Source organism: Agrobacterium sp. 10T429 (assembly GCF_056393925.1).
On sequence record NZ_JBFTGV010000013.1, the window covers coordinates 82,312 to 106,063 of the forward strand.

A 23,752-nucleotide genomic window follows, 5' to 3' on the forward strand; every position below is an offset into this window, starting at 1 on the left:
TTAACGGCAAGCAGCCTTTTGTACCAATCAATTGTGAGAATGATCAGACAAGACGGAACAGTTTGCCTGGATTGAAGATGTTATCCGGGTCGAGCGACGTTTTGATGGCGCGCATCACATCCAGCGCATTTCCCGCTTCTTCGGCCAGAAAACTCATCTTGCCCTGGCCGATGCCGTGTTCTCCGGTGCAGGTGCCGTCCATGGCGATGGCCCGGCGATTGAGACGCGCAACGAAAGCTTCGGTTTTGGCGACACTTTCGGCGTCCTTGCCATCGAACAGGATGAGTACATGGAAATTGCCGTCGCCGGCATGACCGACGATCGGCGCCAGAAAGCCGTTTTCCTTGATATCCCGTTGCGTTTCCACCACGCAGTCCGCCAGCCGCGAAATCGGCACGCAGACATCGGTGGACAAACCGTCGAGATGCGGCGCGAGCGCCCGCGAGGCCCAATAAGCGTCATGCCGGGCCTTCCACAGTTTGTTGCGCTCGGCCGCATCGCTGGTCCAGCGGAAATCGACGCTGCCGCATTCCGCCGCGATCTCTGCAAATTGCTGCGATTGAAGGGCCGCCGTCTCTTCGGTGCCGTGGAACTCCACGAACAGCGTCGGTTTTTCCGCGTAGTTCAGGCCGGAATAGGCATTGCAGGCCCGCACCTGCACTTCATCAAGCAGTTCGATGCGCGCAACCGGAACACCCATCTGGATCGTCATGATAACGGCATCACAGGCCGCCTGAATACTGTCGAAGGTGCAGACGCCACCGGCGATCTTTTCCGGGATGCCCTGCAACCGCAGCGTAACCGAGGTCAGAACCCCAAGCGTGCCCTCGGCGCCGACGAAAAGCCGCGTCAGATCGTAACCGGCCGACGACTTGCGGGCACGGCGAGCAGTGCGGATTTCCTCACCATTGGCAACAACGGCGGTAACGGCCAGCACATTGTCCTTCATCGTGCCGTAACGCACGGCATTGGTGCCGGAGGCTCGCGTCGAGGCCATGCCGCCGATAGAGGCATTGGCACCCGGATCGATCGGAAAGAACAGGCCGGTATCACGCAGATAGACGTTAAGGTCCTCGCGCGTCACACCCGGCTCCACCGTCACGTCAAGATCTTCGGCGTTTACCTCAATGATGCGATTCATCCGGCTGAAATCGATGCATATTCCGCCATCAGGCGCATTGACCTGCCCTTCCAGCGACGACCCCGTACCGAAAGGAATGACCGGCACCTTATAGAGCGCGCAGGCTTTCACCACGGCCTTCACGTCATCGGCGCTCTCGGCAAAAACGACACCGTCGGGCGCCTGCAAGGTCAGATAGGTGGTGGTATGGCCGTGCTGCTCGCGAAACGCCTGCCCAGTCTGGAGCTTGTCACCCAGCTGCTGCTTCAGCGCCGCAAGCACCGACGCGATGCCTTCCTCGTTGCGTTTTCCCGCGACCACATCTTTCAGCGCCATCGTCCATCTCCACCGCAAGATACCGCCGTAACGGACTCGATCCATTACGAAATTCCGGTGCGTGGTATGGGATAAGGTTGAGGCTTTGTCCAGCCGGTCAGCCGCCCGAACGGTAGGAACAACCTCCTCTCATACGGCCTTCCGCATGCACATACTGCCAGCCCTGAGCAAGCTCCAGCTCGTATACATCCTATACGTGAATTTCTTCATTAATGCTCATAAATGCATACAAATTACAACCGGAATGCGGAGCCGGGCTAGAAACGGGTCCGTATTCAAACATCAGGGTTTCAACATGACTACAATTATAAGTCAGCCCTTTGCAGGATCGAATTATTTTCGACTGCTGACCGAAAACATTCCCGAAAAAAACCGGGCAAGTAGCCCTTCCGGCGCCACGAATGGTGTTGACCCTCTGACCGCACTGCTTGCCTCCAGCGCGGACAACGAAACGGGCGACCTTACCTACGACATGAGAGGCAGGATCGACGGGAGGCCGGAGAAAGGTGCCGACGATGTTGACAAAGCAAAGAACAGCTCAGGCCCCGAGATGGCTATAGACTGGGCAGCAGAAGTTATTCGAACCACCAGCCTCAATGTTTCAGCGGCCTCCAGCACTCGGGATTTGTTGGGGGAGGAATTGCGGTTCGGCCGGGCCATGCATACCCTAGGTGTACGGCCTGAAGACATTGTTCGCAATTTCGTTCCCGAGGGCATGACGAAAGAAAGCGTGTATGACCTAACACCGGAGGCATATCAGGCTGAGCTAAGTAAAGCATACAACAACGCCTCACAGCGCGAACAGAAGGAGAGTTGGGCATACTTCGGCGTCGATTTCGATGCCTATATTGCCGCTGTGGACAACCAGGCCTATGCAGCCATGGGCGTTCCCGGAAGCATACAAACACTTCAAAATGCAATCGATTTTTATAACAGCACACACAAAGTGGAAACGAGTAGCATCGACCCGGAAACTTTAACGGAGAAACAGAAGGCGCTTCTGAAAATGCTCGAAGACACCAATAACTATTGGAAAAAGCGCGCTAAAGACCAACTCGACCAGACGATTTCCAGCCTGTTCAATAGTTATGGCAGAACAGGAAATCTAATCGAAACGGACACGACCGGCAGGGTAAGCGTCGGCACCTTTGAACTATCGTATAAAGGCGTCCAGATTTATCGCCCAAACAGGAGTTAATCAGCTGCCACAATCTGCTCAGCACGTCGCGCTCTCGGGCTTGCCCATAAATTTTTATTCCGCCGCAAGCAGCTGCTTGTCCTCCTCCAGCGCCTTCCGACGCGCAGCAAGTTCCAGTTCGCGGTGGAGGCGGATTTCCTCATCGGCTTGCGGTTTGGCGAAACGGGCAATCAGCAGGTAGGAGACCGGGGTGATGTAAAGCGTCACCAGCGTCGCAAAACCCAGACCGCCAACGATGACCCAGCCGAGCGCGATGCGTGCTTCCGCCCCTGCTCCCTGCGCCAGCACCAGCGGCACGCCGCCCAAAATGGTCGCGATCATTGTCATCATCACCGGGCGCAGGCGAATGCTGGTGGCTTTTTCGATGGCTTCGCGCACGGTGGCGCCCTGGTCACGCAGATGGTTGGCGAATTCCACGATGAGAATGCCGTTCTTCGCCATCACGCCGACCAGAAGCACAAGCCCGATCTGGCTATAGACATTGAGGCTCGATCCGGTGACGAGCAGCGCGATAACCGCGCAGGCAAGACCGAGCGGCACCGTCGACATGATGATGATCGAACTCAGGACACTTTCGAACTGCGCGGCCAGGACCAGGAAGATGATGGCGATGGCAAAACCGAAGGTCAGCAGCATGCCGCTCGAATTCTCCTCAAGCGTCGCCGCCTCGCCGAGCGGCAGAAGGCGGGCGCCGGGCGGCAGGAGGGATTGTGAGAGCTCGTTCACCTTTTCCAAAGCCTGACCGAGCGAAACGCCGTCCTTGAGATTGGCGGTAAAGCCGACGGAGGGAAGCTGCTGCTCGCGGTTCAGCTGCGGCGCCACCGCATTTTCCTTCAGGGTGGCAATGACCGACATCGGCACGATCTTGCCGTCACCTGTTTTCAGGAAGACGTTTTCGAGATCGGTCGGGTCGTTGATCGGCCGGGTGGAGGACAGCAGCCGGACCGGGATTGCATCCCCATCCACGAAGACGTCGACAACCGAACGTCCTTCCAGCAGCGATTGCATGGCGCGTGACAGGCCGGTGATATCAATGCCGAGATCGGAGGCGCGCTCACGGTCGATGGATACGGATAGCTGCGCCTGGTTGGGCTCGTTGTCCAAACGCGGCGTTTCGAACAGGCCGCTTTCCTCCATGGAAAGCAGTAGTTTCTGCGTTGCAGCTGTCAGTGCCTGATAATTGCTGCCGACCATTGCCATCTGCAGGCCGTTGCCCGCACCGCGAATGCGCAGGCTGTTCGGCTGCATGGCGTTGCCGCGCAGCGCCGGCACCTTGTTGGCCGCAGCGGTAACGTCGGCGGCAATCTGGTTCTGCGTGCGGTCGCGATCAGCCCACGGCGCCAGCGTCAGCACCAGAAAACCGGTGTTGGAGGAACCGTTCATGCCGGTGATGGAGTAAATATTGCGGATTTCGCCACTGTCGCGCAGCGGCTGGAGATTTTCCTCGATCCGCTGCAACTGGTCGCGCGTATAGTCGAGGCTGACACCCTGCGGCGCCGTCACACGCATCATCACCGAGGCGCGGTCCTCGCGCGGCGTCAGTTCGTTCTGGATCATGCCGAAGGCAATCCAAGACAGGCCCGAAAAGACGAGCGCAACGATGATGACGATGAGCGGGTTGTTGAGGCAGGCGGAAAGCGTCTTCTTGTAGGTGGAGGCAAAGACATTGCCGAACCACGCCAGCGGTCCCGTGGGTTCCTTCAATCCGTCTTTCAGCATCCGCGAAGCGAGCATCGGACAAAGCGTCAGGGCCACGATGGAGGAAAGACCGACAGCGAAGGCTAGAACGAAACCGAATTCACGGAAGAGGCCACCCAGCTGGCCCGGCAGGAAGGAGAGCGGAATGAACACTGCGGCAAGTGTCGCCGTCGTCGCAATCACCGCGAAGAACACTTCCTGCGTACCAAGAACAGCGGCAGCGCGCGGCCCCATGCCCTCCGCACGGCGGCGCACGATATTTTCCAGCACCACGATCGCATCATCGACCACCAGACCCGTCGCCAGAACGATGGCGAGCAGCGTAAGGATGTTGATCGAGAATCCGACCATGTAGATGGCGATGATCGTGCCGATCAAAGCCACCGGCATGGTGATCGCCGGAATGAGGGTTGCCCGCCAGTCACGCAGGAACAGGTAAAGCACCACAACCACGATGAGCGCGGAAAGACCAAGCGCCAGTTCCACCTCGTGCAACGCGCCTTCAATGAAGACGGCGTCGTCACTGGTCACCACGATGCGCGTACCCTGCGGCAGGTTGGCCGACATGGCATTGACGGCAGCCTTCACGCCGGTGGAGATATTGAGCGTATTGGACTGCGCCTGCCGGATGACGCCCAGACCCACGCCCTGCACACCATTGGACCGCAGCGAGGTGGATTCGTCATCCGCACCCAGCATCACGGTTGCCACATCGCGCAGGCGGATATTGTCCTTGATCAGAAGGTTGGAAAAATCCTCAGGCTTCGTGAGGCTCGCGGTCGCGCGCACGACGATGTCCTGCGTCGAACTTTTCAGCGATCCCGCCGGCACATCAAGCGCGGCACTGGCCAGCGCGGTGGAAATATCCGTCACCGTCAGACCACGGCTGGCAAGTGCGGCCTGATTGAGATCGACGCGGAAGACTTTTTCCTGATCGCCGTAAAGCTCCACATCCGCCACGCCATCGACGGCGGCAAGGCGGTCGATGACCTCGTCATCCACCAACTTGGTCAAATCTTCCATGCTGAGCGTGGACGAAGTGACGGCAAGACGCATGATCGGCTGGCTGTCGGAATCCGCCTTGATGATCTGCGGCTCGTCAGCATCATCAGGCAACTGGTTGGTTACGCGGCCAATGGCATCGCGCACATCGTTTGCGGCAACGGCCATATCGACATTGTCGCCGAATTCCATCGTTACGCGGCTGGTGCCGAATTGCGAATTGGAGGAGATGGTTTTGACGCCGCTGACGCGCGCAACAGCCCCCTCGATGGTCTGCGTCACTTCCTGATCGATGGTTTCGGGCGCCGCACCTTCATAAGTCGTCCTGACGCTGATGGACGGCCGGTCCACATCCGGCAACTCGCGCACCTCAACGCCAACCAGCGCTGCAAGGCCGGCAACCACAAGCAACGTATTGAGAACCGCTGCCAGAATGGGCCGGCGAACGAACAGTGCGGTGAAGGCGAGCTTGGAATCCTGACCCGAAGGCGGCTGAGTCGTCATTGGCTGGCAACCTCCTCGGGCTTCGGCTGGCTTGCGACACGGACGGCACCCCCCTCCCGCACCCGCTGCAATCCTTCGGTCACGACCTGATCGCCTTCCGCCAGTTCCGCTTTCACGAGAACGGCGTCGGGGTTACGCTGCACGATCTGCACCCGCACCTTGGCCGATTTATTGTCGGTCACGCGCCAGACATAGGAACCTTCGGCATCCCACTGCACGGCCAGCGGATCGACGGAGGCATAGGTCTCTCCGGCAAAACGCATGGTAACGCCGAAGGACATACCGGCCCGAAGCTCATCCTTGTCGTTAGCAAACCGTGCCCGGATGCGGATGGTACGGCTTGCGGCGTCGACACGGTTGTCGACGGCCTCGACCTCACCCTTGAACGTCTCGCCGGGGCGTGAAATCGAGGTGGCCTCTACAGGCATTCCGACGGTAATTGCAGTGACGAACCGTTCCGGCGCCCAGAAATTGACCAGAATTTGAGAACGGTCATCAATGCCGACGATCGTTGATTGCGTGGTGACATTGTCGCCGATATTGGCGGCCACGATCCCGACAACACCCTCAATCGGTGCGACGATGTCGCGGCGCCTGAGGTTCAGCTCGGCGGTGCTCAGTGCAAGCTTGGCGGCTTCCTCGGCAATCTGCGCATCCAGCACATCAAGGCGGGATACGGATTTCAGGTTACTGTAGGAACTCGATTTTTCGACGGCGCTGCGTAGCGCAACCTGCGCCTTGTCCCGCTCGATCACCTGCTCCTCGTCATCGAGCCGCGCGAGCACCTGCCCCTTTACGACGCGGGCGCCGGATGAAATGCGGATTTCCGAAAGCGTGCCTGATGTCTGCGGCATGACGACGACCGACTGGATGGCCTCGCCACTGCCGATGGCGTTCAGCCTGTCATTGACCGTGCCCTTCTTGACCGGGGCCATCGCCACCAGGGTCGCATTGCCATCGCGGCGTGCGGCGCCGGCATTTTGGCCGGATGACGAACCGGGTGTTCTGGCACCGGATGCGGCAACCTCGACCGCGCCAACAGGTGTTTTGCCGATGCCGATACCCGCGAGCAGATTCCGCGCTTCGGGTGAATAAAATCCCCAAAGACAGAGTCCTGCTCCCGCCACAGCAAGACAGACACCCACCTGTTTCCACACCCGCATACAATTCTCCGATTATCCGCACAGCATAAACCCGCCCCGAAAAGAGCTTTTCGGAACGGTAGAAGTATTCCCGCATGCCTTAACGAAGGCAACGCACAAATCCGTTCCTTACATAATTGTAATTTGTGATGAATTGTCGTCGAAAGCGCACTGACGGCCATTTCTGTCGCAAACATTCACCAATCCGGTAATCTGCAGCTGAAATAGCTATGACCGGAGGAATGCATGAGCACCGTAACGAAAGCCGAAAATCCTGAAGCCAACCCGCGCGTCAAGGCTGTGTTCGACGATATCCGCACAACGCGGAAATCGGATTTCATCAACAATATGTGGCTCTACCTCGCCTTCGACCCCGATCTTCTGGAAAAGACCTGGGCCGAGGTCAAGGCGGTGATGGCCACACCTTCAGCGCTCGATCCGCTGGTGAAGGAAATGCTTTATATCGCCGTTTCCGTCACCAATGGCTGCTCCTACTGCGCTCACTCCCATACCGCGGCTGCAAAAGCCAAGGGCATGACGGGCGAACAGCATGCCGATCTCATGCGCGTCATCGCCCTTGCCGCCAAGACCAACCAACTGGCCGTGGCGCTGCAATTGCCGGTGGACGCGGCTTTTGATGCCGACAGGCGGGTCTGAGACGAAAAAACGTCTTGGAATAGGCGTTTTGACGGATGATACCGGAATAAAAGCAGAACACGGTTCTAGCCTTTATATCCCGAATCACTACATTGGGCCGCATGAGCAACAGTTTTGACGATATGCCGTTCTTCGACGAAGAACCTGAGGCGCCGCGCAAGGCGACGAACAATGCCGATACAGGCAACGCCGGCGGGCTTGGCATTGCCGCGCGCGCCATGGCCGCACGCGATCAGGCCCGGCCCACGCCCGACTATCTGTCCGGCCTCAACCCGGAGCAGCGCGAGGCCGTGGAGACACTGGACGGCGCTGTTCTGGTGCTTGCGGGCGCCGGCACCGGCAAGACCCGCGTTCTCACCACCCGCATCGCCCATATTCTGGCGACCGGACGCGCCTATCCCAGCCAGATTCTGGCCGTGACCTTCACCAACAAGGCCGCCCGCGAGATGAAGGAACGTATTGGCGTTCTGGTCGGCGGCGCGGTTGAGGGCATGCCCTGGCTCGGCACCTTCCACTCCATCGGTGTCAAGCTCTTGCGTCGCCATGCCGAACTCATCGGCCTGAAGTCTGATTTCACCATTCTCGACACTGACGATGTGGTGCGGCTGATCAAACAGCTTATCCAGGCCGAAGGTCTTGATGACAAGCGCTGGCCGGCCAAACAATTCGCCGGCATGATTGACGGCTGGAAGAACAAGGGACTGACACCGCCGGATATTCCCGAGGGCGATTCCCGTGCCTTTGCCAATGGCAAGGGCCGCGAACTTTACACGGCCTATCAGAACCGGCTGAAAACGCTGAACGCCTGCGATTTCGGCGATCTTCTGCTGCACCCCATCAGCATCTTCCGCCGCAATCCCGATATTCTGAAGGAGTACCACCAGAAATTCCGCTACATTCTGGTGGACGAGTATCAGGACACCAATACGGCGCAATATATGTGGCTCAGGCTTCTTGCCCAGCGCCCCAAAGGCGAGTCGCAAAACGTCTGCTGCGTCGGCGACGACGACCAGTCGATCTACGGCTGGCGCGGCGCCGAAGTGGACAACATCCTGCGCTTCGACAAGGATTTTCCCGGTGCCAAGGTCATCAAGCTGGAGCGCAACTACCGCTCCACCGAGCATATTCTCGGCACCGCCGGCCATCTGATCGCCCATAATGAAGGGCGTCTCGGCAAGACCCTGTTCACCGAGCGCAGCAGCCCCGACGATGAGAAGGTCGTGGTGCATGCGGCCTGGGATTCCGAAGAGGAAGCCCGCGCCGTCGGTGAAGAAATCGAGCAGCTTCAGCGCAAGAACCACAAGCTGAACGACATGGCCATTCTCGTTCGCGCCTCCTTCCAGATGCGCGAGTTCGAAGACCGTTTCGTCACGCTTGGCCTCAATTACCGCGTGATCGGCGGTCCGCGCTTCTACGAGCGTCTCGAAATCCGCGATGCCATGGCCTATTTTCGCCTTGTCTGCCAGCCGGCCGACGATCTGGCCTTCGAGCGCATCGTCAACACCCCCAAGCGCGGCCTGGGCGACACGACCATCCGCAATCTGCATGATTACGCCCGCGCCCGCGACATTCCGATGTTGGCGGCAGCGACCGACATCATCGAGACCGACGAGCTGAAACCGAAGGCGCGCAAGGCGCTGTTCGACGTGGTGCAGGATTTCCGCCGCTGGCAGGGGCTTCTGGAAAACACCGAACACACCACGCTTGCCGAGCAGATCCTGGACGAAAGCGGCTATACTGCCATGTGGCAGGCCGACAAGACGGCGGAAGCGCCCGGTCGGCTGGAAAACCTGAAGGAACTCATCCGCTCGATGGAGGCCTTCGAGAGCCTCCGCGGTTTCCTCGAGCATGTCGCGCTCGTCATGGATGCCGAGCAGAACGAAAATCTCGATGCCGTCTCCATCATGACGCTGCATTCCGCCAAGGGGCTGGAATTCGACACCGTCTTCCTTCCCGGTTGGGAAGAAGGTCTGTTCCCGCACCAGCGGGCGCTGGACGAAGGCGGCCGCTCCGGTCTGGAGGAAGAACGTCGTCTAGCCTACGTCGGCATCACCCGCGCCAAGAAGCTATGCCATATCTGGTTCGTATCGAACCGGCGTATCCATGGTCTGTGGCAATCCACACTGCCCTCGCGTTTTCTCGATGAACTGCCGCCAGCGCACGTGGATGTCGCGGCATCCGACAGCAATTACGGTGGTTACGGCGGACGCGGCGGTTATGGCCAGTCCCGTTTCGACAAGGCGGAGCCCTTCGCCAACAACTACTCCACCCCCGGCTGGAAACGTGCCCAGGCCAACAAGTCCGACGCGACCCGCGATAACTGGGGCACACGCTCCGGCCATGCGGTCGAGCGGATTGGTTATGGCGAAAGCGGGCCCCGCGCCCGCACGATCGACGGCGAACTGGTGGCCAAATCGGTTGCCGACACACCGTCGAAATTCGTGGTCGGAGACCGCGTTTTCCATATCAAATTCGGCAATGGCAACATCTCCGCCATCGAGGGTAACAAATTGACCATCGATTTTGACCGAGCCGGACAAAAGCGTGTGCTGGATGGATTTGTGGAAAAGGTTTGATTCGACAACTATGAGTGTGCGAATGCAGTTTTTTCCATAGCCCCCGTCACGCCGTTGCAATAAAGGAGTTGCAACAGGGTGCAGAAACCGGGCGAGGACTGCTTTGCATATTTTACCGAAAAGCGGGCGCAAGCTTGCCGTTTTCCTGATCAATATGGACAGCGCCACCAAGCGCCTCGAGGACATGAACGCACGCCTCGACGCCATCGGGCTGAAGGCAGAGCGGGTCCCAGGCGTCAATGGCCGTGAACTGAATTATCCTATCCCGGAATTCAGCGAGCTTTCCTACATGCTCATGCATGGCCGCCGCACCTCGCCGCCGGAAATCGGCTGCTATCTCAGCCATGTTGCCTGTGCCAACAGGTTCATGGGCAGCGATGCCGATGTCGCGCTCATTCTTGAAGACGATGTCGTCTTCGAAAAGGATTTCCTGGAAGCAATCGACGAGGCGATAGTGAATGGAAGCGACTGGGATCTGCTTCGGCTGACCACGGTCAGCAACGGTCGCAAGTTTCCGTTCCGCAAGCTCGTTGGCGGGCGCTCACTCGCAATTGCGTTCACGCGGGAAAAGGGTTCGGGCGCATATCTCGTCAACCGCCGCGCCGGCAAATGGATCTCGAAGCTGATCCCCATGCGGCTTGCCTACGATATTGCCTTCGACCTGGAATATCTCGCTGGCCTGAAGGCAGCCTTCATTTACCCACTCTGCGCCACGCAGGATGCGGACGGGGAAAGCCAGATCCAGAACAATCTGCGGATATACCGTCTGCCCCGCTGGCGCTACTTCACCGTGCTGCCCTACCGCGCTTTTCTGGAAACCAGCCGTTTCCTCATGCGCAGCCTCCGGTTTGCCGTTGCCAAGCTGACCGTTGCGCTGGAGCGCGGCAAGGGCAAGACCGTTCCCACCGGCAATTGACTGCGCTGGCCTACACTTCGCCGGGCGTGAACCCAACCAGATAGACCGCGGCGATCACAGCTGCGAGAGTGAAAATCGAAATGACGAAAATCGTCATCCGGTTCAAGGGTTTGCGCGTCGTTTTCTTCATGGTGGAATAATGCGAAGCGCGCGTACTGGTTCCCTACGGATTGCCAGCTTTTGCGTGCGGTAACCTGTGAGACAGGTAATCCCGCATTTGCTCCATTGCCTCCTCGCGCGTCAAACCACCGGACTGCAATCCTGAGCGCAACCAGAGGCCGTCGATAAGCGAAGTGATCCCGAGCGCGACAGTTGCGCAGTCTTGCCTCGGCACGAGATGCACCAAAGCCGACAAAAGATTGGAGCGCATCCGCGCATGGATCACCTTCTGAATCCTGGCGAGCTGCGGCTCGCGCGGAACCTCGGCGCAAAGCGACAGCCAGGCGTGGCAGATCGAGGGCTGAAAGAAGCTCTCGTCGAAATTCGCCTCGATAATCGCATCGAGCCGTTCACGCGGACTGACCGCCCGATTGAGGCGCGCCACCACGGCCTCCTTCAGCTTCACATTGGCTTCACGCATCGCGTGCTCGAACAGTTCCTGCTTGTTGGCGAAATAATGCAGCACGATGCCTTTTGAGGCGCCTGCCTGCGCCGCCACCCTTTCAAGCGTGGCACCCGCCATTCCCTCACGCTGAAGAACTTCGAATGCAGCCCGCCTCAGCTCCGCCCGGCGAATATCGCTTATCTTGGTCAGTCGCATCTTTGTCTCCTTGCGTGAGCAATATTGACAAATTTTCCGTAAAGATCAATTATTGTCCCACCGGTCAATCTAATGACCCAATAGACAAAAAAGGTGGAACAATGAAAAAATGGGCAGGTGTTTTTTCGGCCGCGATGGTTTTGACGACCGTCGGCACTTCCGCGCTCGCATCGGATGCCGAAACTTGCAAGGTTGTGCGACTGGCCGAGCCGGGCTGGAACGATCTCGCTTTCACCACCGGCATCGCCATGTCGCTGTTGAAATCACTGGGGTATGAGCCGCAAAGCCAGCTTCTCGGGATCGACGTCATCTACACGAGTCTGAAGAGCAAGGATCTCGACGTCTTTCTGGGCTATTGGAACCCGGCAATGGTGAACTACTACAAGCCTTACAAGGAAGACGGATCGGTCGAAAAAGTCCGAACCAATCTTGTAGGCGCCAAATACACTTTCGCGGTTCCGACCTACGTTTGGGATGCCGGCGTCAGGGATTTCTCCGACCTGCAAAAATTCGCGGACAAGTTCGACAGCAAGCTCTACGGCATCGAACCGGGCTCCAACCAGTTGATGCTGGATGCCGTCAACGATCCGGCACTCGGACTGCACAATTGGGAAGTGGTCGAATCCAGCGAACAGGGCATGCTTTCGCAGGTAACCCGTTTCGCCCGCAACAAGTCCTTCATTGTTTTCCAGGGGTGGGCGCCGCACCCGATGAACAGCAAATTCGACATCAAGTATCTGACGGGCGGCGATAAATTTTACGGGCCCGACTTCGGCGCCGCAACAGTCGATACGCAGGTACGCAAAGGCTACCTACAGGAATGCCCGAATGTGGCGAAGCTGCTCGACAATCTTGCATTCGACGTGGAGTACGAGAACAAGGGCATGGATTATATCATGAACGGTGGAATGTCCCCGGAAGACGCGGCAAGGCAGGCGATCAAGGATGAGCCGCAACGACTGGACGCCTGGCTGAAGGGCGTATCGACGTTCGACGGGCAGGATGGTCTCACTGCCGTAAAGGCGGGGATCGGCCTGTGACGGCAATATTGCAGGATGATTGGGAGAAGCGGAAGCAATATGTAGAATTGCCCCGCGGTCGCCAGCTGGCTTTCATCGACACCGGCGGTCCGGGCCCAGTCCTGCTGATGCTGCATGGTTTTTCGGACACCAGCCGCAGCTTCTCCATGCTGGAGCCTTTTTTCAGCGAATACAGGCTCATCGTCCCTGACCTGCCCGGACACGGTGTTTCCTCGGCGGGACAGAGCCTGCATGTCGCTGATTTCGCCGAAACGGTCGATCGGTTTCTAACGCTCCTGGGTATTTCACGGCTGTTTCTGCTCGGCCACTCCATGGGTGCGATGACCACTATCGAACTTGCCGCCCGGCGAGGCGACACGATCCGGGCTCTTGCCCTCATCTCGGCAACGCTTGAGCCGGATTTTGGCGCGGAAAGCCAGTTGACCAGAGATATTCTCGCACTTCGGGACCCGATCGGACCCAATAGCGGCTTTCTGCGCGGCTGGTATTCGTGCAGCCAGCCAGTCGACGATGATTTTTTGTCGAAAATGAAACAGGATGCCGCCAACATGCCGGCTGCCATCTGGCATGGCGTCGTTGAGCGCTTTGCGGATACAAACCTGCATCACAACGCGTCCAGAATAAAAAAACCGGTACTGTGCCTCGCCGGTTTCGAAGACCCCCTTTTCGGCGCGTCGCATCGTCGAAAATTGGCCGCCGCCTTTCCCGAGGCTCAAACCGTTACGCTCGATGGGCATGGCCACAATCCGCATTGGGAAAACCCGAAGGGCGTATCCACGCTGATCGCCGATTTTTTCGCGGATGTTATGTCAGACTGCGCTAAGTAAGAAGGTAGAGTGCGCTGGTTGCACATGTTTCTGGAAACAACTGACAAATCGATTTCGATTCAGGTGGCGATGTTGTAACGCTTCGCTGAATAATCATATTTTGGCTGGCCATGACAGAAACGACCCATCCCCGCCTGAACCCGTTGCACCTTGCCGCCGCCTTCGCAAGCGGCTGTCTTCTGACATTGATGGTTCATTTCAACGGCCAGCTTGCGCACTACGGTAACGCACTTTTCTCCTCCTGGACTGCACACGGCACCGGCACGGTGGCGGCGCTGATCTATCTCGCGATCATGCGCCCGAAGACGGAGGCGGGTGCGCTGGCCAAACCGAAGGCGCCGCTCTGGGCCTATTGCGGTGGGGTGATTGGTGCGGCCATCGTCATCCTCACCTCCACCGCCGTCAATTCGCCGCTTGCCCTCTCCGGCACCATCGCGCTCGGGTTGGGCGGACAGGTGATCTTCAGCCTTCTGGCCGAATTTCTTCGGCCTGTTTGGCCTGCCCAAGCGGCGGCCGGATTTGCGTGACATGGCGGCGGTGGCACTGATTCTCTGTGGCAGCGCACTTATTATCCTTGTCGGGAGAACGGCATGATCGTCTGGATAGCCATGGCGTTTACCGGCGGCGTCTTTGTGGCACTGAGCCGTCAGGTCAACGGTCGCCTCAGCCTGTCGAACTCGCCGCTGATCGCCTCGTTCTGGAACCATATCGTCGGTTTCGGGGTATTGACCGTCATCGGCCTCATCGTCGGCGGCCTCATTCCGCCGGGCGCGGCCGACGCGCCGTGGCTTGCCTTTATCGGTGGCCCCATCGGTGTTGTCTTCATCGCTTCGGGAAGCTGGCTCATCCCCCGCATCGGCGCGGTCAATACCGCGCTTCTCGTCATCAGCGGCCAGATGGTCTCAAGCGTCGTGCTCGACTTTTTCAGCGATCAGCCGCCCAAACTCTGGGCAAGCGCACTCGGCATTCTGCTGATTCTCGCCGGCATGGTGCTGACCCAGCGTCGCGGCCGCTAGGGCATTTCTCCGGTAAAAATGTGCAGCGGTTTTAAGTCCGGGAAAGCGAAAATCAGGTATCGCTGTCGCGTGAGAACATGCTGAGCAGGGTCTTGCCGCCACTCTTGCCACCGCTGCTTGCGAGCGTCGGGCGACCACCATTCAGCTTCGGCACCACGACCATGCGTTTGACTTCGCCACGTTTGAAGGCCGCAAGGAACCGGGAGTAATCCCGAAACACAACGCAGCCATTCGATTCACCACGTTTCGCCAGCATATAGGTGTGGGCGAGAAGACCGTCGCGGCCATGCGGATTGACGCCATTTTCCGGCGTCAGACGGATTGCTTCGACGCCATGGAACCGCGCCTCGCGCATCGTCAGACGATAGCTGGAGGGCGGCGTCGAGCCGCGCATTCTCACATGAACATAGTCGGGGTTGTCGCGCATCTTGCCGATGCCCGAATGTGCCTCGAGCTTTTCGCCGTTCGGCATATGAACCAGGCCGGAGGAAATATCGTAGATCGCCGTGCCGTTGCCGCGATCCGGCCACGGAACCGCATCCATCTTGCTCGGCTCGCGCACCGGATTATCAGGTTTTGCAAAGGCGAGCATGCCGGCCGTGCCCTGCCGCGGCTGCTGGGGTGCACGCGCAGGCACCGGCGCATCGAAAGCAGGTGCGGAAGCAACGGCTGCCGGGTGTTCATCGGTCTTCGCTAGAACGGCGGGGCGGGGTGATGGCTCCACCGTTTCGGCAGCCGCAACCTCGGGCCGGAAGCTTGGCAAAGGGACGTCGTCCGGAAGCAGGCTGCTCGCCTCTTCCTCGATCTGCGGGCGCCCTAATGCCACTTCAAATGCCGGATGTTGCGATGCGGCGCTCTGATAGGCGACCTCTGTGGTGCGTCCAAGCGCCGAATCGACGATGGCGGAGGGCCGCAGCGCTGCAAGTTCCTTGACTGTCGCCTGCCCCTTCGCGTTCGCAGCCGCGCCAAAACGCTCGCGGAACTCCTTCTCGCCGATTTCGGGCATGATGCCGGCAAGGCGAACCGCCTTCTGCGGGCCATGGCTGTGGTCGCTCAGACGAGAAAATTTGCGGACGTGGATATCGCGTGCGGCTGCGCCGGAAATCGCAGCCTCGCCAGACTCCAGCCTCGCCACCAGCGTCTTCTCAAATTGCCCGACACCATGCGATGCGGCCGCCATCGTGTGAAGCGAGGCGAAGGCAGCGAAGGCGAACAGACCGGCAAAGGCACCACCGCCAAGCAGAGCGGACATTCGGCCAAGCGAAAAGGATTTGCCTCTCTTGAGGCAAGACGAACCGGCAAGACCGGCGCCATTATAAGCCGCAGCAGAATACGCCATGATACTCGTTACTCGAACCGTTCACGCACACCCGGGCAAAGCCGGAGGGATTTTGGGGCATCCGAACAGCGGGTGGACACCCGGCCGATTTCGGAACTGACTGGTTCGAAGCATGACGAATTATGGTAACCAAAGTGTTTACGAGTCCCTGCAAAAATAATTCGTTAAGGTCTGCGCATTATCGGGCGAAGGCAAAACAATGACTTGCGCGGGCTGGCCATGCATCTGCATCGCCTTTTCCCGGAAAATACCCCGCAGGGCGTCATCGGCCTTTAAAGTTTACGTCGCCGCATCGTCAGGTAAATTCCGACTTTGCCGGAAATTTGCTGTAAATGCGGCAGGACTGCGACGGAGCAAATCTATGCCATCAGCCGTCAAGCACATACAAAGCTGGTAAGGGCACTTGATCCGTTGCTGCCGGCTTGGCATCCTGCCGGAAATAAGGGAGGCAAATCATGAAGGCGCTGCTGCTCATCGATATCCAGAACGGCTTTTGTCCGGGCGGCAATCTGGCTGTCGCCGATGGCGACCGGATCGTGCCCGTCGCCAATGCCCTGATCGACAATGGCGGTTACGATCTGATCGTCGCCTCGCAGGATTGGCACCCGGAAAATCACGGCAGCTTTGCCTCGCAGCATGTCGGCAAGAAGCCGTTCGATATGGGTGAACTCTCCGGCAAACCGCAGATGATGTGGCCGGACCATTGCGTGCAGGGCACGCCGGATGCGGAATTCCATCCCGACCTCAAGACGGAGGCTTTCGACTATATCCAGCAGAAAGGCGAAAATCCCGCCGTCGACAGCTATTCCGCCTTTCGCGACAATGATCAGGGGGCAACGACAGGTCTTGCCGATTATCTGACGCGCCAAGGCGTAACCCAGCTCGACATATGCGGGCTCGCCACCGATTATTGCGTCAGTTTCTCGGTGCTCGATGCCCTCGACATGCTGCCTGGCGTCAAGGTCCGTTTCATCGAGGATGCCAGCCGCGGCATCGATCCCCAAGGTATACAGGCGTCGATTGCGGCCATGCGGGAAAAAGGCGCCACCATCCTCAAAAGCCGCGACATTTTGCGCGACTGAGGGCCGGTCATCGCAGCCTCGGCTTCTCCAGCACGTCGATATCGCCTGCCGCATCCTCCAGGCGCCGCAGGATCGCGGCATGCGCATCCTTGAGCCCCTGATTGTAAAAGACATATCCGACTTCTTCGGCCAGAAAGTCGACGAAGATTTCCGCCTGCAGCAAGCCGATCTCGGTTTCGGTCTCCCGGGCCAGATACTCCCGAACACGCGTGGCCAGCACTGCCCTGTCCTGCTTCTCCAGCATTGATCCTCCATTATTCAATCGTTTGGGCGGGGAGCAAAAACCGGGTGAGGCCTTCCGTCCGACGTCGCGTATCGGCGTTACCGTAACGGAAGCTTCAAGGGAATCAATCGATCCATTCATGCAATTTGTTTGCCAGCCGGCCGGGACGGCGATAGAGCGGCGGGCAAGGAGTTCCTGAACAATGTCCAATGCAGATTTCCGCGAAGGCCTCAAAAGCGGCTTTCCTATCGCCCTTTCCGCCGCTCCCTTTGGCGCGCTGTTCGGCGCGGTCGCGGTCGATAACGGGCTGAGCGTCGCCGAAGCGACGATCATGAGCGGCACCGTCTATGCCGGTGCCAGCCAGCTGGTCGGCATCGAATTATTCGGCCAGAAGGTAGCCCCCTGGCTGATCGTTCTATCGGTCTTTGCCGTCAATTTTCGCCATATTCTCTATTCGGCCGCCATTGCCAGAATGATCACCAACTGGACTTTCCTGCAAAAGGCCATGGGGTTCTTCGTACTGGTGGATCCACAATTCGCCGAGTCGGTCAGGAAATACGAAAACACCGGCGTGGTCGGTTTCGCCTGGTACATGGGCTTCGCGACGCCGATCTATATTCTGTGGCTGGTGATGACCATTGTCGGCGCATCGCTCGGCAATCTCGTCGGCGACCCGAAAGCCATCGGCCTTGATGTCCTTTTGCCGATCTATTTCATGGGCATGGTTTTGAGCTTCCGCCAGCGGGAGAATTTTTACCCGGTGATGCTGGCAAGCGCTCTTGGCGCAACCGTTGCCTATCACATCGTCGGCTCGCCCTGGCATGTCAGCCTCGGCGCGCTTGCCGGCATTTTCGTCGCAGTCGTCTATCCGCCGAAACCAACCGGCGAGGCCAATTCTGAAAGCAAGGTGGAAACGCCATGAGCGATCTGCTGCACGCCGACACGCTGATCCTGATCGCACTCGCTACCGTCGCCACCTATCTTACCCGCATCGGCGGTTATGTTCTGATGACGCGGATGAAATCAATCCCGCCGCGCATGGAGGCGGGATTGAACGCCGTTCCCGTAGCGGTTTTGACGACCCTTGTCGCACCCGCCTTTTTTGAAGGCGGATACGAGGTGAAGATCGCAATGGTGGCCGCTCTTCTGGTCTGCCTGCGTTTCCCCGGCCTGACGATGCTGGCCATTGGCTGGGCCATCGTCGTCGCCATCAGGCACTTTTCTCTCCTTTAAGCGCTCCGCTCCAGAGGCTGCGTGGCCGCAACAAGCCACACCTTCACCTCTTCATCCGCGATCAAAGGCGAGAGCTTTTCCAGAACGCCGGCGTGATAGGCATTCAACCAGTCCAGTTCGTCGTCGGTCAAAAGTGCCGTGACGACCAGCCTGCGATCGATAGGGCACCAGGTCAGGGTCTCAAAGGACAACATCGGCTGATCGCCGCCCGCGACTTCCGCCGCCTCGCGCACATAGATCAGGTTTTCGATGCGGATGCCAAAAGCGCCGGGGCGGTAATAACCGGGCTCATTCGACAGAATCATGCCCGGCAGAAGTTCCTGCGTCGAAAGCCGAGAAATACGCTGCGGCCCCTCATGCACCGAAAGATAGGAGCCGACGCCGTGGCCGGTGCCATGAGCATAATCCGCACCGGCCTTCCACAGCGCGATACGTGCCAGGGGATCGAGATCGCAACCGCGCGTTCCCTTGGGAAACCGTGCGTCGCTGATGGCGATCACGCCCTTCAGCACCAGCGTGAAGAAACGCCGCTGATCTTCCGGGACATTGCCGATTGCCACGGTGCGGGTGATGTCAGTGGTGCCGTTGACATATTGCGCGCCGGAATCGACGAGGAACATCTCACCATCGCCAAGTGTCCGGTCCGTATCGGTGGTGACGCGATAATGGATGATGGCGGCATGTTCGCCCGCGCCCGAAATCGTATCGAAAGACACGTCCTTCAGAGGATTCTGGAGAGACTGCCCCACCTTGGCGCGCGCAGCCTCCAGCGCCTTCACGGCCGCAATTTCGGTAACGCTGCCCGGTTGCTGACGATCCAACCAGCACAGATATTCAACCATAGCCGCGCCGTCCTGCACATGTGCCGCTGCCGAGCCGGCAAGCTCCGCCGCGTTCTTGCACGCGCGCGGCAAGCGGACGGGATCGGCCTCCTCGATCAAGGTGCCACCCGCCGCCGTAATCGCCCCTGTCAGCGCCACAGGCGTCAGATCGGCGTCCACCATGACGCGGCCCTTGGCGCTGGCAATGGCGTGCAGACGATCGGCGATATTCGATGGCGGCAATTGCGTCGCCAGCTGTGCCAGATAGGCCTCGGCCTCGATACCGGTCTTGCGTTTGTCGAGAAAAATATCAGCCTTGCCATCCGCATAGATGATGGCGCGGGCAAGCGGATGCGGCGTGTGCGGCACATCGTTGCCGCGAATATTGAAAATCCAGGCAATGGAAGACGGATCTGTCACCAGCAGTGCATCGGCTCCCTTTGCCGACACCGTCTCTGCCAGCGAGGCGATCTTTTCCTTCGCCAGCTTGCCGGTGAAGGCTTCCGGCTGAATGACGACAGGCTCCAGCGGTTCTGACGGGCGGTCGTGCCACAGCGGATCGAGTGGGTTGTTTTCGAGCAGGACGACGGAACCGCCCTTCCCCGCAAGCGCCTTTTCCAACCGCTTCAATTCAGCGCCGGTATGCAGCCACGGATCGATCCCGAGCCGAAAGCCCGCAGCCCCGTGCTCCGACAACCAGACGGAAGGCGGGGCACCGACCAAATCACCACCGCTGAACACCGATTGATCGACCTGCGACTTCAACTGCGTGGTATAGCGACCATCGACAAACACCACCGCCTCTGCGCGCGTTACCAGCGCAATGCCCGCAGAGCCGGTAAATCCGGTCAGCCATGACAGACGCTCAGATGATTCAGGTACATATTCGCCCTGATATTCATCGGCACGCGGCACCAGGAAACCATCGATACCAAGGGCGTCGAAACTGGCACGCAGCGCCTCGACGCGGGCCTTGCCGAATTGCGGCGCGGATTTGTTTTCGAAGGTCTGGAACATGGGCATCTTTCGGGAACTGTCATGAGGAAAGCGGTCGGTAACGCCGTCAAATCATTGGCGCGCAACGACAATGCCATGCCGACAAACCCGGTTTCAAGCCATATGTGCCATCAACCATTACGACAGGCGCGCGCGCTGCCATTTACCCCAAAGGCCGAGAAAAGACGCCGCTAAATTGAGCAATTTTCCCTAAATAAGTAATATTGAAAAGCCGACGACATGTGAAAAACGCATACCTACATTGAAGCAAGACCCCTAACCAAACAAAAACACATCGCTTATCTTCAAGCCAACACAGCGAGAGACACACTCTCCTGGCAAACAAGGATTTGAAGCAATGGCAAAATCTTTCCTACGCACCGCTTTCGATCGCGTCATTGAAGCACGCGAGCGTCAGGTCAGCCGTCATGTCAACGCGGCCCTGCTTAACCTCGACGACAAGTCGCTCGAAGCGCTCGGCATGAACCGCGCCGAACTTCGCCGCACCGCAAAGTCCAGCTACGTATTCTGATCACTTCGGGCGCGGCGATCCTCCCTCCACCGCGCAGGAACAGGAATACGTCGACCCGCTTGAGCGATTCTCCTCCAATATGCTCGCGGGTTTTCAGGCGGCGCGAAAGCGCCGCCTTTTCTTTGTCCGGAAACGGATGCTGCTAAAGCGTCAGTCCTTGCGCAGATGCAGCGTGACCCAGCCATTGCGCCAGATGGTGCGGACGTGGGAGAGCCGCGCGCCATTGTAGGCCGCAAGCACCTTCCAGCGCTGCGATGCGAGAATTCCCGACAGGATGACGGTGCCGCCGGGCGCCAGATGCGTGACAAGCTGCGGCGCCATCTTGATGAGCGGCCGCGCCAGAATATTGGCGATGATGAGATCGAACGGGCCGTATTTGCGGAAAGCGTCGGAGTGGAAACCCGGAGCGGTTTCAAGCGCCAGCCCGGAGACGATGCCGTTCAGCCGCACATTCTCTCTGGCCACGCGCACCGCGATGGGATCAATGTCCGTTGCGAGTACCGGAATATGGCGCATCTTGCGCACGGCAATTGCCAATACACCGCTGCCGGTGCCGAGATCGAGCGCATTGCGCACGGTCCGCGCCCGCAGAACATCCTCGATCATCTCAAGGCAGCCCGCTGTCGTGCCATGATGGCCGGTGCCGAAAGCCTGACCGGCCTCGATCTCGATGGCCAGATCGTTGGGCTTGATCTTATCGCGATCATGCGCGCCGTGAACGATGAAGCGCCCTGCCCGTACCGGTTTCAGCCCCTCGAGCGACTTGGCGATCCAGTCGATGTCGGGAACGATCTCCTTTTCGATGGCGAGGCCGGGAAAGGCGGGAGCCAGCAAGGTGTCGATGCGCTCGCGGAATTCGTCTTCCTGCTCGGCCATCAGGTAAACCGAAGCTTCCCAGATGTCGCGTTTCTCATCCACCTCGGTGGTGGCGATCGCGACATCCTCCTCGCCGAAATAGTCCGACATGAGATCGAGGATTTCACCGGCCTTGATTTCGGTCGTGGTGACGTAAAGTCGGATTTCGCTCACGGCAGGCTGCTTTCTCTAGCTAAGGTTCTTAAGGCTTGCATTTGCCACAAAACCTCCGCCAGTCCAATAAGCCAGGCACAATTATGCCGTCTCGTTCACCCCTTCAGCAGATTCTGGAGCTTCTGCTCGGCAACATCGGGGTTCTCGCCATAGGCGATGGTGCCGGAAAAACGACCATTGGCGTCAAGCAGGATGACGGAAGCCGTGTGATCCATGGTGTAGTCACCATTCGGATCCTTGTCATCGACCGGCACCTTCTTGGCATAGATGCGATAGCCTTTCAGCGTTTCGGCAATCTTGTCGGCCGGACCGGTGATGCCGGTGATCCGCTTCGAGACGTTGGAGACATATTGCTGCATGAGCTCAGGCGTATCGCGCTCGGGGTCTACGGATACGAAATAGGCCTGCAGCTTGTCGCCGGCCGGGTCTACCTTCTCCATCCAGCCGTTCAGTTCGAACAACGTCGTTGGGCAGACTTCCGGGCAATGGGTGAAACCGAAAAAGAGCGCCGTGGGCTTGCCCTGAAACGCCTTTTCGGTGATCGGCTGACCGTTCTGCGCCGTGAGTTCGAACGGCACGCCATAGGCCGTTTCCACCATTTCCTCACGGGTCTTCGTCATTTCGAGCGTCAACCAGCTGACGACACCGACAAGAACGACAACCACGGCCCACAATACGATGCGAATATTTCTCATTGTCCTAATCCTACCCCCGAAGGCCGGCCGCATGACGTGGGCCTCCATCGTCAGATAACGAACAGCGGTGGCGACGGCAAATCAACTGGGCGTATTTGCGTAAACCGCGCTGATTTGTCACAAAGCCGGGACGGGACGGCAGATTACAGACACCAGGCGATGCCGCTTTGCACGGCGGAGAGGAAAATATCCGTGCCGTGTCGCACCCAGCCATCGAAGGCGAGAAGCACGACGGCAAGCGAGGCCGCTACCGCAAGGCTTGCAAGAATAAACTTCAGCGGATTGGCAAAGATTGCGTTCATGTGTCTGTTATAACCTGTTTGCACCAGCACGAAAACCGCCAAAATACTGGGTTTTGCGAGCGCGGCACCGCCAATTGTTAGGGAAAGTTTAAAATCTTGCTGTGCAATATGGCCATAGCGGTTTTTAAGTTCCGACATGATGTCTCCCGGTCCATTCCGGCCACCGCATAAAGCTCAATCATGCATGGGCCTGCCTAAGAGCCGCCAGAGGAAACCTGCCGTCATGTCCAACGCCATCAAGCAATCCGGCGCATATCTCGAAATCGTTTCCTTCCATCTCGGCGGTCAGGAATTCTGCATCGACATCATGGCGATCCGCGAAATCCGCGGCTGGGCACCGGTTACCCCGATGCCGCACACGCCGCCTTATGTTCTCGGCCTCATCAACCTGCGCGGCGCCGTCATCCCCGTCATCGACATGGCAGGCCGCCTCGGCATGAAAATGACCGAACCCTCCGAGCGCTCCGCCATCATCGTCACCGATATCGGCGGCAAGCTGGTCGGACTTCTGGTGGAACAAGTCTCCGACATGATGACCATCCGCTCCGAAGACCTGCAGCCGGCGCCCGACATCATTCCCGAAGAACAGCGCAACTTCTGCCGCGGCATCGTGGCGCTGGAAAAGAGCATGGTGTGCTTCCTCAACCTCGACACCGTGATTGCCGACGAGCTGGCGCGCGAAGCGGCTTAATAGAGCCGGTGAGGTTT

22 protein-coding genes and 1 pseudogene are annotated in these 23,752 nt (G+C 58.8%); 13 read left to right on the top strand and 10 right to left on the bottom strand.

Annotated features, from left to right (window positions below; all coding sequences use genetic code 11):
• Positions 1 to 43 precede the first annotated feature (43 nt).
• On the bottom strand, positions 44 to 1,456 hold the full coding sequence (locus AC1DCP_RS23635; RefSeq protein WP_038491558.1) for an FAD-binding oxidoreductase: 1,413 nt from the start codon (positions 1,454 to 1,456) through the stop codon (positions 44 to 46).
• 295 nt (positions 1,457 to 1,751) lie between these two features.
• Here AC1DCP_RS23635 and AC1DCP_RS23640 point away from each other — a divergent pair, with 295 nt between their 5' ends.
• The gene (locus AC1DCP_RS23640) at positions 1,752 to 2,654 is read left to right on the top strand and encodes a hypothetical protein (protein ID WP_139104325.1); all 903 of its coding nucleotides are present in this window, start codon (positions 1,752 to 1,754) and stop codon (positions 2,652 to 2,654) included.
• Positions 2,655 to 2,708: 54 nt separating this feature from the next.
• Here the strand turns inward: AC1DCP_RS23640 and AC1DCP_RS23645 are convergent, their stop codons facing one another.
• The gene (locus AC1DCP_RS23645; protein WP_038491563.1) at positions 2,709 to 5,858 is read right to left on the bottom strand and encodes an efflux RND transporter permease subunit; all 3,150 of its coding nucleotides are present in this window, start codon (positions 5,856 to 5,858) and stop codon (positions 2,709 to 2,711) included.
• On the bottom strand, positions 5,855 to 7,021 hold the full coding sequence (locus AC1DCP_RS23650; RefSeq protein WP_112153275.1) for an efflux RND transporter periplasmic adaptor subunit: 1,167 nt from the start codon (positions 7,019 to 7,021) through the stop codon (positions 5,855 to 5,857). The genes AC1DCP_RS23645 and AC1DCP_RS23650 overlap by 4 nt, the downstream gene beginning before the upstream one ends.
• 225 nt (positions 7,022 to 7,246) lie before the next feature.
• On the opposite strand from AC1DCP_RS23650, the gene AC1DCP_RS23655 reads away from it, so the two are divergent.
• The 3 genes from AC1DCP_RS23655 (at position 7,247) to AC1DCP_RS23665 (ending at position 11,149) form a co-directional block, all read left to right on the top strand.
• Positions 7,247 to 7,657, top strand: a complete 411-nt coding sequence (locus AC1DCP_RS23655) for a carboxymuconolactone decarboxylase family protein (protein WP_111798729.1) — start codon at positions 7,247 to 7,249, stop codon at positions 7,655 to 7,657.
• Positions 7,658 to 7,758: 101 nt separating this feature from the next.
• Complete coding sequence (locus AC1DCP_RS23660) at positions 7,759 to 10,233, top strand: ATP-dependent helicase (RefSeq protein ID WP_065687392.1); 2,475 nt, start codon at positions 7,759 to 7,761, stop codon at positions 10,231 to 10,233.
• A 103-nt stretch (positions 10,234 to 10,336) separates the two neighbouring features.
• Positions 10,337 to 11,149, top strand: a complete 813-nt coding sequence (locus tag AC1DCP_RS23665) for a glycosyltransferase family 25 protein (RefSeq protein ID WP_065687193.1) — start codon at positions 10,337 to 10,339, stop codon at positions 11,147 to 11,149.
• A gap of 163 nt (positions 11,150 to 11,312) precedes the next feature.
• Here the strand turns inward: AC1DCP_RS23665 and betI are convergent, their stop codons facing one another.
• Positions 11,313 to 11,909 (bottom strand): choline-binding transcriptional repressor BetI, encoded by a 597-nt coding sequence (gene betI / locus AC1DCP_RS23670; protein ID WP_019565304.1) that lies wholly within the window; start codon positions 11,907 to 11,909, stop codon positions 11,313 to 11,315.
• Between the two features lie 101 nt (positions 11,910 to 12,010).
• Between betI and AC1DCP_RS23675 the strand changes: the two genes are divergently transcribed.
• The 4 genes and pseudogenes from AC1DCP_RS23675 (at position 12,011) to AC1DCP_RS23690 (ending at position 14,792) form a co-directional block, all read left to right on the top strand.
• Complete coding sequence (locus AC1DCP_RS23675; protein ID WP_003513158.1) at positions 12,011 to 12,949, top strand: choline ABC transporter substrate-binding protein; 939 nt, start codon at positions 12,011 to 12,013, stop codon at positions 12,947 to 12,949.
• A complete protein-coding gene (locus AC1DCP_RS23680; protein ID WP_112153276.1) occupies positions 12,946 to 13,776 on the top strand; it encodes an alpha/beta fold hydrolase in 831 nt (276 codons plus the stop codon). Before AC1DCP_RS23675 ends, AC1DCP_RS23680 begins: the two co-directional genes overlap by 4 nt.
• A gap of 110 nt (positions 13,777 to 13,886) precedes the next feature.
• Positions 13,887 to 14,370, top strand: a pseudogene (locus AC1DCP_RS23685) (DMT family transporter).
• Entirely contained in the window at positions 14,367 to 14,792 is a 426-nt protein-coding gene (locus AC1DCP_RS23690) for a DMT family transporter (RefSeq protein ID WP_003513163.1), read from the top strand. Before AC1DCP_RS23685 ends, AC1DCP_RS23690 begins: the two are co-directional and overlap by 4 nt.
• Positions 14,793 to 14,844: 52 nt before the next feature.
• Here the strand turns inward: AC1DCP_RS23690 and AC1DCP_RS23695 are convergent, their stop codons facing one another.
• The gene (locus AC1DCP_RS23695) at positions 14,845 to 16,131 is read right to left on the bottom strand and encodes a DUF2778 domain-containing protein (protein WP_013636492.1); all 1,287 of its coding nucleotides are present in this window, start codon (positions 16,129 to 16,131) and stop codon (positions 14,845 to 14,847) included.
• 455 nt (positions 16,132 to 16,586) lie between these two features.
• Between AC1DCP_RS23695 and pncA the strand changes: the two genes are divergently transcribed.
• Positions 16,587 to 17,213 (top strand): bifunctional nicotinamidase/pyrazinamidase, encoded by a 627-nt coding sequence (gene pncA, locus AC1DCP_RS23700; protein WP_013636493.1) that lies wholly within the window; start codon positions 16,587 to 16,589, stop codon positions 17,211 to 17,213.
• Between the two features lie 7 nt (positions 17,214 to 17,220).
• Here the strand turns inward: pncA and AC1DCP_RS23705 are convergent, their stop codons facing one another.
• Positions 17,221 to 17,457: a DUF2164 domain-containing protein gene (locus tag AC1DCP_RS23705; protein ID WP_065687191.1), complete on the bottom strand. Its 237-nt coding sequence runs from the start codon at positions 17,455 to 17,457 to the stop codon at positions 17,221 to 17,223.
• A gap of 181 nt (positions 17,458 to 17,638) precedes the next feature.
• Between AC1DCP_RS23705 and AC1DCP_RS23710 the strand changes: the two genes are divergently transcribed.
• Both AC1DCP_RS23710 and AC1DCP_RS23715 read left to right on the top strand, forming a co-directional pair.
• Positions 17,639 to 18,358 (top strand): AzlC family ABC transporter permease, encoded by a 720-nt coding sequence (locus AC1DCP_RS23710; RefSeq protein WP_065687190.1) that lies wholly within the window; start codon positions 17,639 to 17,641, stop codon positions 18,356 to 18,358.
• Entirely contained in the window at positions 18,355 to 18,669 is a 315-nt protein-coding gene (locus AC1DCP_RS23715) for an AzlD family protein (protein WP_019565298.1), read from the top strand. The genes AC1DCP_RS23710 and AC1DCP_RS23715 overlap by 4 nt, the downstream gene beginning before the upstream one ends.
• Here the strand turns inward: AC1DCP_RS23715 and AC1DCP_RS23720 are convergent.
• Positions 18,666 to 20,507 carry an aminopeptidase P family protein gene (locus AC1DCP_RS23720; RefSeq protein ID WP_065687189.1) on the bottom strand — a complete coding sequence of 614 codons (1,842 nt, stop codon included), beginning with the start codon at positions 20,505 to 20,507 and terminating at the stop codon, positions 18,666 to 18,668. The two genes, AC1DCP_RS23715 and AC1DCP_RS23720, sit on opposite strands and share 4 nt — an antisense overlap.
• 337 nt (positions 20,508 to 20,844) lie before the next feature.
• Here AC1DCP_RS23720 and AC1DCP_RS23725 point away from each other — a divergent pair, with 337 nt between their 5' ends.
• A complete protein-coding gene (locus AC1DCP_RS23725; protein WP_003513176.1) occupies positions 20,845 to 21,018 on the top strand; it encodes a hypothetical protein in 174 nt (57 codons plus the stop codon).
• A 150-nt stretch (positions 21,019 to 21,168) separates the two neighbouring features.
• On the opposite strand, the gene AC1DCP_RS23730 is transcribed toward AC1DCP_RS23725, so the two are convergent.
• From AC1DCP_RS23730 to AC1DCP_RS23740, 3 genes are all read right to left on the bottom strand, one after another.
• A complete protein-coding gene (locus tag AC1DCP_RS23730) occupies positions 21,169 to 22,047 on the bottom strand; it encodes a 50S ribosomal protein L11 methyltransferase (protein WP_003513177.1) in 879 nt (292 codons plus the stop codon).
• Between the two features lie 95 nt (positions 22,048 to 22,142).
• Positions 22,143 to 22,742, bottom strand: a complete 600-nt coding sequence (sco, locus tag AC1DCP_RS23735) for a cytochrome oxidase assembly protein Sco (protein WP_003513179.1) — start codon at positions 22,740 to 22,742, stop codon at positions 22,143 to 22,145.
• A 143-nt stretch (positions 22,743 to 22,885) separates the two neighbouring features.
• Positions 22,886 to 23,182 (bottom strand): hypothetical protein, encoded by a 297-nt coding sequence (locus tag AC1DCP_RS23740; protein WP_236736181.1) that lies wholly within the window; start codon positions 23,180 to 23,182, stop codon positions 22,886 to 22,888.
• Positions 23,183 to 23,267: 85 nt separating this feature from the next.
• On the opposite strand from AC1DCP_RS23740, the gene AC1DCP_RS23745 reads away from it, so the two are divergent.
• Entirely contained in the window at positions 23,268 to 23,735 is a 468-nt protein-coding gene (locus tag AC1DCP_RS23745) for a chemotaxis protein CheW (protein WP_003513183.1), read from the top strand.
• Positions 23,736 to 23,752 lie beyond the last annotated feature (17 nt).